The organism is Nonomuraea sp. NPDC048882 (assembly GCF_040649755.1).
GTDB lineage: Bacteria > Actinomycetota > Actinomycetes > Streptosporangiales > Streptosporangiaceae > Nonomuraea > Nonomuraea maheshkhaliensis.
In genome coordinates, this window is record NZ_JBEZGB010000003.1 from 22,269 (window position 1) to 38,940 (window position 16,672).

A 16,672-nucleotide genomic window follows, 5' to 3' on the forward strand; every position below is an offset into this window, starting at 1 on the left:
GTCGTCATGCGGAAGGAAAGATCCACCGGTACCTTGTGTCGTCGGGTGAAATCACTCCTTACGCGGAGGTATCGGGGAAGTGTCCAAGGTCACGTTCCGTGAACGGGCGCGCTACTGGTTCGACAACACCATGTCCAAGGGCACAGCCTCGCTGATCGGCTGGCTCGCGGTCGTCTCGGTGGGTCTGATCGTGCTGGTGACGGCGTTCACACTGTGGCTTGCGCCCAATGAGCCGGACGGCGTGTCCCACGCCGGCGAGGTGCTCTGGATCGCTCTCATGCACGCGCTCACCCCAAGCCGGGTGGCCAGTGACAAGGGTTCGGTCGGATACATGGCGGTGATGTTCGCCGGCTCGCTGGGCGGGCTCTTCATCGTCAGCATGCTCGTCGGCCTGCTGTCGAACGGGCTCAAGCAGAAGGTGGACCGCCTGCGACGGGGACGCTCGCGGATCGTGGAGTCCGGGCACACGGTGGTGCTCGGATGGTCGGACCAGATGTTCACCATCGTGACCGAGCTGGTCAAGGCCCAGGCCAGCCAGAAGAGCTCGGTCATCGCCGTCCTGGCGGACCGTGACAAACTCGCCATGGAGGAGGACATCCGCGAGCACGTCGGCGACCTCGGCAGGACCCGTCTGGTGTGCCGTACGGGCAGGCCGACGGAGCCGCGCGACCTCGACCTGATGAACCTGGCCGCGGCCCGCTCCGTCGTGGTGCTCTCGCCCGAGGGCGACGACCCCGACGCCCACGTCATCAAGATCCTGCTCGCCCTGGCCAAGCGCGACGGCATCCACCCACCGGTCGTGGCCGGGCTCACCTCCAACCGCAACGCCGCCGCCGCCCGCCTGGCCGGCGGCCCGGACGTGCATCTGGTCGACTCCGACGACACCGCCTCGCGGCTCATCGTGCAGTCCTCCCGCCAGTCCGGCATGTCCGTCGTCTGCATGGACCTGCTCAACTTCGACGGCGGCGAGATCTACCTGCGCACCCCCAAGAAGCTCGTGGGGGTCACGTACGGGGACGCGCTGCACGCGTACCAGACGGCCTCCGTCATCGGCCTGCGCCGGCCGTCCGGCGTCGTGCTCAACCCGCCGGGCGACACCGTGATCAACGCCGACGACCAGGTCGTCGTCATCGCGCACGACGACTCCCACGTGCAACTGGCCGCCGGCAAGCCCAGCATCGACGAGTCCGTCATCGCCGAGGCCCCGGCGACGCCCACCGCGACCGAGCGCACGCTCCTGCTCAACTGGAACGGCCGCGCCGAGCAGATCGTGCGTTACCTCGACGGTTACGTCGCCCCTGGATCGGTCCTGGAGATCGCCGCCGACCACCCCAAGGCGGGCACGAACCTGGCCGGCCTGCGCAACCTCACGGTGAACGTCAAGGACTGCGACACCACCGACAGGTTCGCCCTGGAGTCGCTCGGCGTCGGCCTCTTCCAGCACGTCATCGTGCTGTCCGACGACCGCTTCGACGCCCACCACTCCGACACGCGCACCCTCATGACGCTGCTGCAGCTGCGTGACATGCAGAGCACGCTCGGCGAGCACTACTCGATCGTCAGCGAGATGCACGACGAGAGCAACCGCGCCCTGGCCGAGGTCACCGAGGCCGACGACATCGTGATCAGCGACACTGTGATCGGCCTGCTGCTGGCCCAGCTCGCCGAGAACCGGCACCTGGCCGACGTCTTCGGCTACCTCTTCGACTCGCGCGGCTCGGAGATCTACCCGCGGCCCGCCGCCGACTACATCACGCCGGGCTCGGAGGTGACGTTCTCCACCGTCGTGGAGGCGGCGCGGCGCAGGGGCGAGACCGCCATCGGCTACCGCGACGCCGCGACCAGGAACGATCCGCCCCACTACGGCATCGTGCTGAACCCGGACAAGACGCGGCCCATCGTCCTGAAGGAGCAGGACTCCGTGATCGTCCTGGCCGAGCGCTGAGCCCGGGCTCCGGTGGGTTAGCGTTCCTGCTGTGAGGACCATCGACTGGGTCGACGGCGCCGTCGAACTCGTGGACCAGACCCTGCTCCCCGACAAGTGCGTGATGTTGCGCATCAGCACCGTCGCCGAACTCGTCGCCGCCATCAAACGGCTGGCCGTGCGCGGCGCCCCCGCGCTCGGCGTGGCGGGGGCGCTCGGCGCGGTCCTGGCCGACGGCGACCCGGCCCTGCTGGCCGAGCTGCGCGCCGCCCGGCCCACCGCGGTCAACCTCGCCTGGGGCGTCGACCAGGCCGCCGCCCACCTGGACGAGGGCCCAGAGGCGGTGCTCGCCGCCGCGCTGCGCGTGCGCGACGACGACATCGCCGCCTGCGTGGCCATGGGCGAGCGCGGGGCCGACCTGCTCGAAGGCGACCGGCTGCGCATCATGACCGTGTGCAACACCGGCGGCCTGGCCGCCGTCGAACGCGGCACCGCGCTCGGCGTGGTCCAGACGCTGCACGAACGCGGGCGGCTGGCCGAGGTGCTCGCCCTGGAGACCCGGCCGCTGCTGCAGGGCGCCAGGCTGACGACCTGGGAACTGGCCAGGATGGGGGCGCCGCACCGGCTCATCGCCGACTCCGCGGGGCCGTACCTGCTGGCCAGGGGCGAGGTCGACGCGGTGCTCATCGGCGCCGACCGGATCGCCGCCAACGGCGACACCGCCAACAAGATCGGCTCGTACGCGCTCGCCCTCGGCGCGGAACGGGCCGGCGTGCCGTTCATCGTGGTCGCGCCCGAATCCACCATCGACGAGCACACGCCCACCGGCGACCACATCGAGATCGAGGACCGCGGCGCGGACGAGATCGTGTCCGTCAGAGGCGTCCGGGTGGCGCCCGAGGGCACGCGGGCGCTGAACCCGGCGTTCGACGTGACCCCGCACGACCTCATCAGCGCGATCGTCACGGATCAGCGGGTGATCAGGCCCTAGCCGCACGAGTGATCAGGCCCTGAACGAACGGGTGATCAGCCCCTAGACGAAATCGCCCATCTCCAGGACCTGTCCGCGCCCGCCGCGTTACGCTCAGTGTTCCCGGCGGCGACCTTCGGAGATCAGCGTGGCCATCGACCTGGTGTTACGGCGCGATTGGAAAGCACGCGCTCCGCGCGGCGACTACACACAGCTCGACTCCACCAAGGGGGTCAAGGTTCACTACACGGGCGGAAGGGTCGATGCGGGCATCGTCTCCGACCACGCCCGCTGCGTGGCCCTGGTGCAGTCGATCCAGGGCTTCCACATGGACGGCAACGGCTGGATCGACATCGGCTACTCCTTCGTGGCCTGCCCGCACCGGAAGGTCTTCGAGGGCCGCGGCCTGCACCACCTGCCGGCCGCGAACGGCCCGGGGCTCAACGCGGGCCACTACGCCGTGCTGGGCCTGGTCGGCAACGCCGGGCTGGTCAAGCCGCCCGACGGGATCCTGCACGCCGTGCTCGACGCGATCCAGCACGTACGCGACCGGGGCCACGCGGGCAAGGAGATCAAGGGACACCGCGACGGCTTCGCCACCGACTGCCCGGGCGAGCCCCTCTACGCCTGGGTCAGGCGCGGCGCCCCGCGCCCCGGGCAGAGCGGACCCACCGCGCCCCCGTTCCCCGGCCGGCTGCTGACCTATCCGCCGGTGACGCGCGGGCAGGACGTGCGCACCTGGCAGGAGCAGATGCGGCGGCGCGGCTGGGACCTGGAGGCCGACGGCGCGTACGGGACCGCGTCCCGTGACGTGTGCCGTCGTTTCCAGCGCAGCCAGGGCATCGACGACGACGGGGTCGTGGGGCCGGTCACGTGGCGGCTGACGTGGGAGGCGCCGGCCCCCTGAGCCACCGGTGGTCCGAAGCACGGGTGACCTGGAACACAGGGGGTGGCCCGGGGTTACTCCTATTCCGGCATTCCGCCTACTATCCGAATCATGGAACTGGCAGCGGGATTCGCGTCCATCTCACGGGACGACTGGCGCGCGCTCGCGGCCGAGGTCCTGCGCAAGTCGGGGGCCGAGGCCGGCGCGCCGGAGGAGGTGCTGTCCAGGACGACGTACGACGGGATCACGGTCGCGCCGCTGCACGACGCGGACGACCTCCCCGGCGACCCGGGAGCGCCCGGCGCGACCCCCTACGTACGCGGTTCCGCGACCGCCGCCGGCTGGGACGTACGCCAGCGGCACGCCGTGGCCGACCCCGAGGCCGTGCTGGCGGACCTGGAGAACGGCGTCACCTCGCTCTGGCTCGTCGTCGGCCCCGGCGCGATCCCGGTGGGCGAGCTCGCCACGGTGCTGAAGGACGTCTACCTCGACCTCGCCCCGGTCGTCCTGGAGGCGGGTGACCTGGCGACGGAGGCCGCCGAGGCCCTGTTCGAGCTGGCCGCCGCGCGAGGCGTCACGCCCAGCGGCAACCTGGGCGTCTCCGCCGCGCGCGGCCCCGCCGGGATCGAGCTGACGCGGCGCTGCGCAGACGGGTTCCCCGGGCTGCGGGCCGTCACCGTGGACGCCACGCCCTACCACGACGCGGGCGGCAGCGACGCCGAGGAGCTGGCCTGCTCGATCGCGCAGGGCGTCGCCGAGCTGCGGGCGCTCACCGGCGGCGGCCTGACCCCCGGGCAGGCGCTCGGCCAGATCGACTTCCGCTACGCCGCCACCGCCGACCAGTTCGCCACCATCGCCAAGCTGCGCGCGGCCCGCCGCCTGTGGGCCAGGGTCGCCGAGGTCTGCGGCGCGCCGGAGGCCGGCGGCCAGCGGCAGCACGCCGTCACCAGCGCGGCCATGATGACCGCGCGCGACCCGTGGGTCAACCTGCTGCGCACGACCGTGGCCTGCTTCGCCGCCGGCGTGGGCGGGGCGCAGGCGGTCACAGTGCGGCCGTTCGACGCCTGCCTCGGGCTGCCCGACGCCTTCTCCCTGCGCATCGCCCGCAACACGCAGTCGCTGCTGCTGGAGGAGTCGGGGCTGGGGCGGGTGCTCGATCCCGCCGGCGGCTCCTGGTACGTCGAGCGCCGCACCGCCGACCTCGCCGAGGCGGCCTGGGCGTTCTTCCAGGAGATCGAGGCGGCCGGCGGGATCGCCGCGGCCGGGGAGCTGGTGGCCGGCCGGATCGCCGCCACCCGGGAGCGGCGCGCGGACGACATCGCGCACCGGCGCTTCCCGATCACGGGGGTGAGCGAGTTCCCCGACCTCCACGAGCGCCCGCTCCGCCGCCCGGCCTCACCGGGAGACGGCGCGCCGTCGGAGGCCGGCGGGCCGCTCGCAGCGCGTGAAGGGCTGCCGGCGATCCGGTACGCCGAGCCGTTCGAACGGCTGCGCGACCTGGCCGACTCCCTGTCCGAACGCCCCAAGGTGTTCCTGGCCACCATCGGCCCCCTGTCCGCCCACACCGCCCGCGCCGCGTTCGCGGCCAACCTGTTCCAGGCGGGCGGCCTGGCCACCGAGACCTCCGGTCAGGAGACCGACCCCGAGCGGATCGCCGCCGCCTTCGCCGCGAGCGGCGCGTCCGTGGCCTGCCTGTGTTCGAGCGACAAGCTCTACGCCCAGCACGCCGCCGCCGTCGCCACCGCCCTGCACGCGGCGGGCGCGAGAAAGGTGTGGCTGGCGGGGAAGGGACACTACGAGGGCGTCGACGCCAACCTGCACGCCGGCTGCGACGCGCTGGCCGTCCTGCACGAGACCTACGACGACCTGGAGGTGACCCGATGATCCCCGACTTCTCCGGCATCCCGCTGACCCCCCTGCCGGGGCGGGCGGCCGAGGTCCCGGACGTGGAGGGAGAGGTCTGGGAGACCCCTGAGGGCATCGCGGTCAAGCCCCTCTACACTGCCGCCGACCTCGACGGCCTCGACTTCCTGCGCACCTATCCGGGCGCCGCCCCCTTCCTGCGGGGCCCGTACCCGACCATGTACGTCAACCAGCCCTGGACCATCCGCCAGTACGCCGGCTTCTCCACGGCGGAGGACTCCAACGCCTTCTACCGGCGCAACCTCGCGGCCGGCCAGAAGGGCCTGTCGGTGGCCTTCGACCTGGCCACCCACCGGGGCTACGACTCCGACCACCCCAGGGTGGCCGGCGACGTTGGCATGGCGGGCGTGGCCATCGACTCCATCTACGACATGCGCCAGCTCTTCGACGGCATCCCGCTCGACCGCATGTCGGTGTCGATGACCATGAACGGCGCCGTGCTGCCCGTGCTCGCGCTCTACATCGTGGCGGGCGAGGAGCAGGGCGTCGCGCCCGAGCAGCTCGCGGGGACCATCCAGAACGACATCCTCAAAGAGTTCATGGTCCGCAACACCTACATCTATCCCCCTGCGCCGTCCATGCGCATCATCTCCGACATCTTCGCCTACACCAGCGAGAAGATGCCGAAGTTCAACTCCATCAGCATCTCCGGCTACCACATCCAGGAGGCCGGAGCCACGCTGGACCTGGAGCTGGCCTACACCCTCGCCGACGGGGCCGAATACCTGCGCGCCGGGGTCGGCGCCGGCCTGGACGTCGACCGGTTCGCGCCGCGCCTGTCGTTCTTCTGGTGCATCGGCATGAACTTCTTCATGGAGGTCGCCAAGCTGCGGGCCGCCCGGCTGCTGTGGGCCAGGCTCGTGAGGGGTTTCGGGGCGAAGAACCCGAAGTCGCTGAGCCTGCGTACGCACAGCCAGACCTCCGGCTGGTCGCTGACCGCGCAGGACGTCTACAACAACGTCGCCCGCACCTGCGTCGAGGCCATGGCCGCCACCCAGGGCCACACGCAGTCGCTGCACACCAACGCCCTGGACGAGGCGCTGGCCCTGCCCACCGACTTCTCCGCCCGCATCGCCCGCAACACCCAGCTGCTGCTGCAGCAGGAGTCCGGCACCACGCAGGTGATCGACCCGTGGGGCGGCTCCTACTACGTCGAACGCCTCACCCACGACCTCGCCGAGCGCGCCTGGACCCACATCGAGGAGGTCGAGTCGGCCGGCGGGATGGCGCGGGCCATCGAGGCGGGGCTGCCCAAGCTGCGCATCGAGGAGGCCGCCGCACGCACGCAGGCCCGCATCGACTCCGGCCGGCAGCCGGTGATCGGGGTGAATAAGTACCGGGCCGACGGCGACGAGGCCATCGACGTGCTCAAGGTCGACAACAGCGCCGTACGCGCCCAGCAGCTCGCCAAGCTGGCCCGCCTCAGGGCCGAACGCGACCCCGAGGCCGTGGCGCGCGCGCTCGACGCGCTCACCAAGGCCGCCGGGCATCCCGCGCCCGGCCTGGAGCACAACCTGCTCAAGCTGGCCGTGGACGCCGCCCGCGCCAAGGCGACCGTGGGAGAGATCTCCGACGCGCTGGAACGGGTGTTCGGCCGGCACGCCGAGCAGGTGCGTACCATCACAGGGGTGTATCGCGACGAATCGGGCACGACCGGGAACATCGAGCGAGCCCGAGCCGCCTGCGACGAGTTCGCCAAGGCCGAGGGGCGCCGCCCGCGCATCCTGGTGGCCAAGATGGGCCAGGACGGTCACGACCGGGGCCAGAAGGTGATCGCCACCGCCTTCGCCGACCTGGGCTTCGACGTCGACGTCGGCCCGCTGTTCCAGACACCGGAAGAGGTCGCCAGGCAGGCGGTCGAGGCCGATGTGCACGTGGTGGGCGTATCGTCGCTGGCCGCCGGGCACCTGACGCTGGTGCCCGCGCTGCGCGCGGCGCTGGCCGAGCTGGACGCCGCCGACATCATGATCGTCGTGGGGGGCGTGATCCCGCCGGGCGACCACGACGAGCTGCGGGCCGCGGGCGCGGCCGCGATCTTCCCGCCCGGTACGGTGATCGCCGACGCCGCCCTCGACCTGCTCCGCCAGCTCGCCGCCCGCCACGCCGCCTGACTCCCGCGCGCTACGGCGGTCTGACCCCCGCCCGCCCGCTACGGCCGTCTGATCCTCGCCCGGCCCCGCGCGGTCAGACCGCCGCCTGGCCCTGGCTCAGGCCGGCGGCTGATCGCCGGCGGCTATCATCCTGCAGATGATCGAGGAGCTGATACGCCGCGCGGCGGCCGGAGAGTTCGCCGCGGAATACGAGCTCGAACAGCTGGCCACCGAGACCCCGGCAGCGCTCACCCCGCACCTGCCGGACCTGCTCGCGGCCGATTCCTGGTTTTCGCCGAAGCTCTACCGCACCGCCGGCGACGACCTCCAGCAGGCTGTCGTCACCATGATCGACGAGGGTGCGTCGGACCTGAACGCCCTGTTGCTGATCCTGGCGCACACGCGGGGCCCCGTCGCCGAGAACGCCTTCCGCCGCTGGCGGGAACAGCCGCCGCCCGGCGCCGACGAACTCTTCATCGGCCCGGCCGACTACATGGTCGAAGGCGGCTGGATGCTGGACGACGGCCGGGCCCGCGAACTGTGCGGGCGGACCGCCTACGCGCTGCGGCCCGATCCTGAGCGGACGGTGGAACCCCCGGCTCAAGGCGAGTGCCCATGGTGCCGTGCCCCGCTGTGGACGGTGCTCGACGTCGACACGGGTGACCGGCGGGTCGCGGAAGCGCTCGCCCACACCGGCTGGAACGGCCGGCTCAGGATCGTCACCTGCCAGGGGTGTTACGCCTACACGACCCTCTACTCCACGGTGAGCCCCGACGGCCGATCCGGTCTCTCCGACCACTCCGCGGCACCCGTCCGCGTCCTCGACGACCAGAGTCCGCCCGAGACCCTGCGCAAGGTGCCGGGAGAGCTCCTCACCGATCCCGGCATGTCCGCCGGCGGCTGGGACATGACGACCCCGTCCATCGGCGGATACCCCGAATGGATCGGCGACGCCGAGTACCCTGCCTGCCCCGCCTGCGCGCGGACCATGGACTACATCGGAATGGAGGAAGCGCAGGACCCGGAGGGCGAGCCCATCACCGAAGGCACCACGTACCTGTTCCTCGACGCGTCCTGCGGCCTCGCCGCCACGATCTACCAGCAGACCTGACCCGTCCGGCCTGATCGCGGCGGGGTCCCGCGCGCCCGGCCGGCTACCGGCTCGGGCGGCGGCGCCCCGGTGCGGTCAGAACGTGCCCTGGGCGCACATGGCCACCGAGATCGTCCGCTGGGCGGTGACGGGTGAGGTGATCCGCAGCGTGACGCTGTGAGTGCCTCCCGTGCTCCGCAGGGGGCGCGGCGCGTTGAGGTAGCGGCGGCCGTTCTCGGAGATGAGCGCCGTGGCGCGGCCGGTGGCGATGCCGTCGACGAGCCAGGTGTAGCTGAACGTCACCGGCCCGCCCGCGCGGCGCACCATCGCGCGCAGCGTGGCCTGGCCGCCGGCCCAGCAGTCGCCGTTCCTGGTGCCGCCCGCCCGCAACGCGGAGACCCTGAGCCCGTCGGCCCCGCCGGTGTCGTCGGGCAGGGTGCTGGGTGTGCCGTCCGTCTGCGGGGTCGGCCGGGTGGCACGGGTGCGCCGGGGGGACGAGGTGGCGACCGGCTCGGTCGTGGCGCCGGTGGTGCTCACGGGCGCGCTCTTCGACTTGGGGGTGGGCTCGGTGGGGGTGAGCCAGATGATGGCCGCGGCCAGCGCGCACACGCACAGGCCCGAGATCGCGGCGATGATCACCGTCTTGACCCGGCGTCCCTTCGCCCGGCGCGCCGGCGCCCGCCCGCTGCCGGTGCCGGTCCCGGGAGGGGCGGGAGCGCCGCCGTTCTCGGCGGGTCCGCCGTCGTAGGCCGCCGGCTGCCCGTACGCGCCCGCTCCCTGCCCCCGCCCGTCGTGCTGCCCCTCGAACTGCCCGCGCTGCCCGGCGGTGGGGGAGCCGGCGGTGGGAGAGTAGGCCAGGCGGTCGTGGGCCGAGGCCGCGGGCGAGTACGCCAGCCGATCCTGCGCCCCCGCATCCCTGCGGGCCGCGGACGCGCCGGACCCAGTGGCAGGCCCAGGGGCGACAGGGGCGGACAGCGGCGTCGAAGCCTGGCGCTCCTGCGGCCCGAACCCGGCGGGCGGCTCGACGGGGGAGGAGAGGTCGAACAGCGCCTGCATCGGCGAGGTGGCCGCACCGGGCCCCTCATGCCCGGCCCCCGCCCGCGCGGCCCCGGCCGCGTGCGGATCATGGCGCGAGGCGCCGGATGCCGCGTATGGATCGTCGTGCGCGGCGCCGGACGCCGCGTGCGGACTCTGCTGCGGGCCACCGAAAGCCCCGTGCGGATCGTGCCGCGAGATGCCGGAATCCGCGTGGTGGCCGGTGCCGGACGCCGGGTGCGAGCCCTGGCGGGTGGAGCGGCGGTTGCGTGCGGGGAGGCCGTGCGCCGTCCCCGGGTCCTGGGCGCCCTCGTGCGGCTGGTCGAGGGTCTGCTGCCAGGACGCCGACACCCGGTCGGGAGTGTGCTCACCGACGAGCGCCCCAGAAGCCGCCTGCGAGCCTGGGGGAGAGGTCGCGTTCGAGGCGGAGGGTCGGCGGGACGGCGCGGCCAGCCGGAGCAGGACGTCGCGCATCCCCGGCCGCAGCGACGGATCCTTGGCCAGGCAGGCCGCCACGATCTCGCGCAGCGGCCCGCTCACCTCCCCGAGCTGCGGATCCTCGCGCAGAATGCGATTGATCACCGCGGGCAGCGAGTCGTCCCCGAACGGCGGCACGCCGGTGGCCGCGAAGACGAGGACCGACCCCCACGAGAACACGTCGGCGGCGGCCCCGACCGCCTTGCCCGCGAGCTGCTCGGGCGCCATGTACGCGGGCGTCCCCACGATGTTGCTGGTCGCCTTCATCCCCGAGCCCAGCGCTCCGGCGATGCCGAAGTCGACCACCCGCGCCCCGTCGGGCCCGAGCAGGACGTTGGACGGCGTCAGGTCCCCGTGGACGACGCCCGCCTGATGGATCGCGTCGAGCGCGGTGGCGGTCGCCACGGCGATGCGCTGCAGGTCCGCCGCGCCGCGCCGGCCCGCCTGCTGCAGCGAGGGCCCGTCCACGTACTCGGACACGATGTACGCCCGCCCGCTGGTCGAGGCGTCGAGCACCTGCGCGAGGCAGAACGGCTCGACCCTGCGCGCGGCGGCGATCTCGTTCGCCAGGCGCTCGCCCACGGCCAGCCCCTCGCGCAGCACCTTGACGGCGACGGGGGTGCCGTTGCGGGCCTGACCGAGGTAGACGACACCGTGGCCGCCCGCGCCGAGCCGCCCGACGAGCCGGTAGGGTCCCACCGCTGCCGGGTCGCCCTCGCGGAGGGGTTCGACGTTGGGCATGAGGGGAGTGACTCCTGTGACGGCTGAGACAGAACTCCAGCACCCTACTGGCAAAAGTCAAGACTTGTCAGAAGTTAGGCTGATCTAACTGGGAAGAAAGGGGCGATTCGGGTGCATTCGCTGGAGAACTACGCCGATGGCGTACGGGCCGGTTCACGTACCTGGATCGCCCGCGCGATCACGCTTGTCGAGTCGACCAGACCCGATCACGTGGCCCTGGCGCAGCGGCTGCTGGTCGAGCTCACCCCGCTCTCCGGACGGGCCCGCCGCGTCGGCGTGTCGGGCGTGCCTGGCGTGGGCAAGTCCACGTTCATCGACGCCCTCGGCACGCGCCTGACCGGCCAGGGGCACAAGGTCGCGGTCCTGGCCGTGGACCCGTCCTCCACCAGGACGGGCGGCAGCATCCTCGGCGACAAGACCCGCATGGCCCGCCTGTCGGCCGACCCCGCCGCCTTCATCCGCCCCTCGCCGACCTCGGGCACCCTCGGCGGCGTCACCAAGGCGACCAGGGAGGCCATGGTCGTCGTGGAGGCGGCCGGCTACGACGTCGTCCTGGTCGAGACCGTCGGAGTGGGCCAGTCGGAGACCGCCGTGGCCGACATGGTGGACACGTTCCTGCTGCTCACCCTGGCCCGCACCGGCGACCAGCTGCAGGGCATCAAGAAGGGCGTTCTGGAGCTGGCCGACGTCGTCGCGGTCAACAAGGCCGACGGCGAGTACGAGCTGCCCGCCAGGAAGGCGGCCCGCGAGCTGTCGGGCGCCCTGCGCATGCTCCGCTCCGACTTCGCCCCGCCGCCCGTGCTGACCTGCAGTGGCCTGACCGGCGACGGGCTGGACGAACTCTGGCGGCGGGTGCTGGCCCACCAGGACGGCCTCGACCTGGCCGCCAAGCGCCGCCGCCAGCAGGTGGGCTGGACCTGGACGATGGTGCGCGAGCGGCTGCTGGCCGAGCTGCGCGACGACCCGGAGGTGACGGCGATCTCGGCGGAGGTGGAGCGGGCGGTGCTGGCCGGCGACCTCACGCCCGCGCTGGCCGCCGACCGGATCCTCGCGGCTTTCAAGCGTGCCTGATACGCCCCTTTCGAGCAGCTTCGAGCACCCCCCGGGTTGAGATACCTCCCCCGGGGGTGAACTTTCCTCCTCCCCCTCCTCCTGGCCGCCCGGACCGTTCCCGTGATCCATGCCACGATGGCGCGCAACGACGTGGGAAGGGCTCACTTGACATCCTCCCTCTCCTGAAGGAGGGGGAGTCCCACGGTCGCCCGTGAGGTTTCCTGCTTCATCGCCGGTTGCCCGCCCGAGAAAGGGATCTCTCGTTGAGGTCTTACACCGGCTCCACAGGCGTTTCGCCTCTCCGCCAGCCCGGCGGCGAGGGTGTGTCGGATCGTTGCTCCGGCGGCTTGGTCATCGCCGCCGTCGAACACACTACCGAACTTCGCGGCATCGCGCCGCGTTTCGACGGCGGTCCGCCTGGCGGCGAATCGCCTGCCCCTGTCCTGCTCCGCAGGGGTCCGATTCCTCTCCCGTCTCAAGGCGGGGGTTTCCTCGGAGGTTTCTGATGAGTGCGGATTCGATGCTGCCCGGAGGGGTGACGGATGCTCTGGAGGAGTACGGGCGCCTCCTTGAGGAGCACGGCATCACCTGGGGTGAGCCGGAGATCCCTTACGTGAAGTTCTTCGCCCGGCGAAGAGTGCTGCGTCCCGAGCTGTTCGACCGCTTCTGGGAACTGGTCTTCAAGGCCGTCGCCGAGACCCATCCGGACGAGCCGAGAGAGCGGCTCGTCGCCCGGCTGGCCGAGCCCGACTACGACCGGGTCCTGCGCGACACCCTCGACGGCGAACTGCCCGCGCACCTCTACGCCATCAGGATCGAGGAGGACGGCGCCGTCCTGGAGGGGGCGGCGCGCACGATCCTGCTGCCTTCGCCGGAGCTGTGCCCGCTCGCGGCCGACGAGGACGGTCCAGGCCGGCGCCGGGCCGGCGAGGAGCGGATGTCGCTGCTCATCGACTCGCGGCGGGGCAGGCCCTGCCAGGTCGGCGTGGACGACGCCCAGCGGCTGCTGGCCGCCCGCGGGGCTTGGCTGGTGGAGGTGGACCAGGACAGCATCGTCGTCGTGGACGGCGAGCGCGTCCGCCTCGACACCCTGCTGCGCCCCATCCCCTCCTCCCGGCTGCGCCTGCGGTCCGGGACGCCCTGCCGCTGGAGCGTGGTGAGCGCCGACGGCGCCGGCTGGTTCCCGCCCGGGGTCGCCAACCGTTACGACTACCACGGCCGCCCGTACTTCCACGGCGACGACCTGCTCGTGGACGTCCCCTGCATGCCGCTGACGATCACCGCGGCCAGGGGCATGGAGTACGGCGCGGCCGGCCACGAGCTCACCCCGATGCCCGGCGAGGAGCACCTGGTCGAGCTGGCCCCCGAGCGCCTCTACGACGCCGCCGGCGCCGGCTGGTACGGCGGCGACCTGCACGTCCACCTCAACTGGGCGGGCGACCTGGTGGCCGTTCCCGCCGACGCGGCCGCCGCCCAGCACGGCGAGGACCTGCACGTGCTCAACCTCCTGGCCGGCAACGTCTCCGGCCGCCGGGTGTACGACCGCGAGGCCCTGGAGCACTGGACCGGCAAGGACCTGCCGTGGTCCGACGCCACGCACGTGGCCAGGATGGGCGTCGAATACCGCAACGACCTGCTCGGCCACATCTACGCCTTCGGGCTCCACTCGGCCCCCGGCCGCTACCACACCGGCTTCGCGGGCGACGCCGACTGGCCGCCCAACGCCGACGGGCTGCGCGAGCTGCGCGGGCTCGGTGCGCTGGTCGGCTACAGCCATCCCTTTCGCACGCCCATCGGCGACGGCGACCCGCCCAAGGGCGTCGTCTCGCCCGTGCCGCGCAACTGCGCCGCCCGCGAGCTGGTCGCCGACGCAGCGCTCGGCCTGGTGGACAGCCTCGACGTGCTCACCCACGCCTCCATCCCGGCCACGGCCGCGGTCTACCGGCGGCTGATCGGCGCGGGCAACCGGATGGCCGTGACGGCGGGCACCGACGCGATGATCTCCTTCACCCGCTCCGACAACCAGTCGAACCCGCCCGGCTGGGCCCGCGTCTACGCCCGGGTCGAGGGGGAGCTGAGCGCCCGCTCGTTCGCGGCGGCCGTACGCGCGGGCCGCACGTTCGCCACCACCGGCCCGTGGCTGGAGCTGACGGTGAACGGGCACGGCCCCGGCCACGTGATCCAGGCCCGCAGGGGAGACCGGATCAGCGTCACCGCCACGGCCGTCGGGCCCGAGGTGGCGGCCGTGCGCATCCGTACCGCCGACGGGGTCAGGGCCGGGGCCGAGCGGCTGCCGCCCGAGCAGGGGTGGCAGGGGCAGGAGCGGCTGACCGTGACGGCCGTGCTGGAGGTGGACGAGCCGACGTACGTGGTGGCCGAGGTCCTGTGCGACCCGCACCCTCGCACGCTGACCTCCACCGGATACGCCCTGACCAGTCCCGTGTATGTGGACGTCGGCGGCCGGCCGGTCGCCAGGCGCGAGGACGTGCTCTGGTGCCTGGAGTGGCTGGACCTGCTGGAGGACCTGATCAGGCAGCACGGGCGGCTGGCCAGCGCCTACCAGTTCGGCGACCACGTGTCCCTGCTGCAGCAGGCCAGGACGATCTACCAGGCGCGGCTGGGCTGACCCGCGGAAAGCCTCCTGGGAGCGTGCGGTACGCGCCGGCAGGCTCCCCTCCGGCCTCCTCGCTCGACCTCGCCCTTGGGCGATTCATCCGTTTGTGCTATTTTTTGGCCATGCGGTCAGAAAACGAACCCGACGGCCAGAAGCCGCGGTCCTTCATAGAGGAGGCCCGGCGCGCCCAGATCGTGGGCTCCGCCGTCGCCGTCATCGCGGAGGCGGGGTTCGCCAAGGCGTCGCTCGCGCGGATCGCCGAGCACGCCGGAATCAGCAAGGGCGTGATCTCCTATCACTTCGCCGGCAAGGACGAGCTGATGGAGGAGGTGGTGCGGCGGTCGTACGAGGGCGCGGCCGAGCATGTGGTGGCGAGGATGGAGGGGCTGACCACGGCGACCGAGCTGATCAGGACACACGTCCTCGCGGTGGCCGAACACATGCGCGGCCACCGCGACCAGCTCAAGGCGCTGGGAGAGATTTTCAACAACCTCAGGACCGACGACGGAGCCCCCCGCTTCGGGATCAACGCCAACGAGGAGCTCTACCAGATGCTGGAGCACCTCTACCGGCTCGGCCAGGCCGGCGGCGAGTTCAGGCCGTTCGACACCCGCGTCATGGCCGTCACCCACCAGGCCGCCGTCGACACCATGTTCGCCTACTGGGTCGCCAACCCCGACCACGACCTCGACGCACACGCGAGAGAGCTCGCCGACCTCATCGAAAGGGCGTGCCGCGCATGAAGGCGGAGACCACGACCAGGCTTTACGCCATCGACAACCTCCGGATCGTCCTGACCGCGTTAGTGGTCACGCACCACGTCGCGATCACATACGGCAACATCCCCCTCTGGTACTACGTCGAGCCCGCCAAGGACCCCACCGGCAGCCTGCTCGACCTGCTGGTCATGCTCAACCAGGCGTTCTTCATGGGGTTCTTCTTCCTCATCTCCGGCTTCTTCACCCCCGGCTCCCGCGACCGCAAGAGCGGGCGCGCCTTCGTGCGCGACCGGTTGGTGCGGCTCGGGATCCCGCTGCTCGTCTTCGTCCTGCTGCTGCGGCCGGCGCTGAACTTCGCCGGGTACGCCCAGGCGGGCGGGATGTCGTACGCGGAGTACTACCTGCGCTCCTGGGACCCGGGCCCCATGTGGTTCGTCGAGGTGCTGATCGGGTTCGTGCTGGTCTACGCGGCGTGGCGGAGCCTGCGGCAGCCGATGGAGGCGCGCGTCGTCCCGCTGCGGCTCTCCTGGATCGTGGCCTTCGTGCTCGGGCTCGCGGCCGTCACCTTCCTGTGGCGCATCCCGGTGCCCACCGGGACCTACGTGCCGGTGCTCGGCCTGCCGTCGCCGCAGTACCTGCCGCAGTACGCCGCCATGTTCGTGCTCGGTTGCGTCGCCTACCGGCGCGGCTGGTTCGAGACGCTGCCCGTGCGGGCGGGGCGGGCCGGGCTGATCGCCTCCGGCGTGTCGAGCGTGGTGCTGGTGCCGGCGGCGCTGCTGACCACCGGCGCGCTGTCGTCCGCTCTGATGGCGCTGTGGGAGTCGGCCTTCGCGGTCAGCATGATCATCGGGCTGACGGTGCTGTTCAGGGAGCGGTTCGGCGAGCAGGGGCCGCGCGGCCGGTTCCTGTCGCGGCACGCCTTCACCGTCTACATCATCCACCCGCTGGTACTGGTCGGGCTGGGCTGGGCGCTGCGCTGGCTGGACGCCGTCGCGATCGTGAAGTTCGCCGTCATGCTCGCGCTGGCGCTGCCCCTGTGCTGGTCGCTGGCCTACCTGGTGCGCTCGTTGCCCGGCGCCAAGAAGATCCTCTGAGCGGAGCCGGCCGGGTAGCGCGGCGGTGCTCGTGCTCGCGGGCACGAGCACCAATC

The 16,672-nt window shown here is 72.2% G+C and carries 11 protein-coding genes; 10 read left to right on the forward strand and 1 reads right to left on the reverse strand.

Annotation, left to right across the window (positions count from 1 at the left end; translation table 11 throughout):
* Positions 1-79: 79 nt before the first annotated feature.
* The 6 genes from AB0C27_RS10235 to AB0C27_RS10260 all read left to right on the forward strand — a co-directional run bounded on the left by AB0C27_RS10235 (position 80) and on the right by AB0C27_RS10260 (position 8,904).
* Entirely contained in the window at positions 80-1,945 is a 1,866-nt protein-coding gene (locus AB0C27_RS10235) for a TrkA C-terminal domain-containing protein (RefSeq protein WP_357840762.1), read from the forward strand.
* Positions 1,946-1,976: 31 nt separating this feature from the next.
* A complete protein-coding gene (gene mtnA / locus AB0C27_RS10240) occupies positions 1,977-2,915 on the forward strand; it encodes an S-methyl-5-thioribose-1-phosphate isomerase (protein WP_357840765.1) in 939 nt (312 codons plus the stop codon).
* Positions 2,916-3,042: 127 nt separating this feature from the next.
* Entirely contained in the window at positions 3,043-3,801 is a 759-nt protein-coding gene (locus tag AB0C27_RS10245; protein WP_357840768.1) for an N-acetylmuramoyl-L-alanine amidase, read from the forward strand.
* A 90-nt stretch (positions 3,802-3,891) separates the two neighbouring features.
* Complete coding sequence (locus AB0C27_RS10250) at positions 3,892-5,664, forward strand: methylmalonyl-CoA mutase subunit beta (protein ID WP_357840771.1); 1,773 nt, start codon at positions 3,892-3,894, stop codon at positions 5,662-5,664.
* Positions 5,661-7,814, forward strand: a complete 2,154-nt coding sequence (gene scpA, locus AB0C27_RS10255) for a methylmalonyl-CoA mutase (protein ID WP_357840774.1) — start codon at positions 5,661-5,663, stop codon at positions 7,812-7,814. Before AB0C27_RS10250 ends, scpA begins: the two co-directional genes overlap by 4 nt.
* A 136-nt stretch (positions 7,815-7,950) precedes the next feature.
* Positions 7,951-8,904, forward strand: coding sequence for a hypothetical protein (locus tag AB0C27_RS10260; protein ID WP_357840777.1), 954 nt, complete (start codon positions 7,951-7,953; stop codon positions 8,902-8,904).
* 75 nt (positions 8,905-8,979) lie between these two features.
* On the opposite strand, the gene AB0C27_RS10265 is transcribed toward AB0C27_RS10260, so the two are convergent.
* Positions 8,980-11,136 (reverse strand): protein kinase, encoded by a 2,157-nt coding sequence (locus AB0C27_RS10265; protein ID WP_357840779.1) that lies wholly within the window; start codon positions 11,134-11,136, stop codon positions 8,980-8,982.
* Positions 11,137-11,247: 111 nt separating this feature from the next.
* On the opposite strand from AB0C27_RS10265, the gene meaB reads away from it, so the two are divergent.
* The 4 genes from meaB to AB0C27_RS10285 all read left to right on the forward strand — a co-directional run bounded on the left by meaB (position 11,248) and on the right by AB0C27_RS10285 (position 16,616).
* The gene (gene meaB, locus AB0C27_RS10270; protein WP_357840782.1) at positions 11,248-12,207 is read left to right on the forward strand and encodes a methylmalonyl Co-A mutase-associated GTPase MeaB; all 960 of its coding nucleotides are present in this window, start codon (positions 11,248-11,250) and stop codon (positions 12,205-12,207) included.
* Positions 12,208-12,694: 487 nt separating this feature from the next.
* Entirely contained in the window at positions 12,695-14,815 is a 2,121-nt protein-coding gene (locus AB0C27_RS10275) for a CehA/McbA family metallohydrolase (RefSeq protein WP_357840785.1), read from the forward strand.
* A gap of 110 nt (positions 14,816-14,925) precedes the next feature.
* Positions 14,926-15,546 carry a TetR/AcrR family transcriptional regulator gene (locus AB0C27_RS10280; protein WP_357840788.1) on the forward strand — a complete coding sequence of 207 codons (621 nt, stop codon included), beginning with the start codon at positions 14,926-14,928 and terminating at the stop codon, positions 15,544-15,546.
* Positions 15,543-16,616, forward strand: a complete 1,074-nt coding sequence (locus tag AB0C27_RS10285) for an acyltransferase family protein (protein ID WP_357843052.1) — start codon at positions 15,543-15,545, stop codon at positions 16,614-16,616. The genes AB0C27_RS10280 and AB0C27_RS10285 overlap by 4 nt, the downstream gene beginning before the upstream one ends.
* Positions 16,617-16,672: the final 56 nt, after the last annotated feature.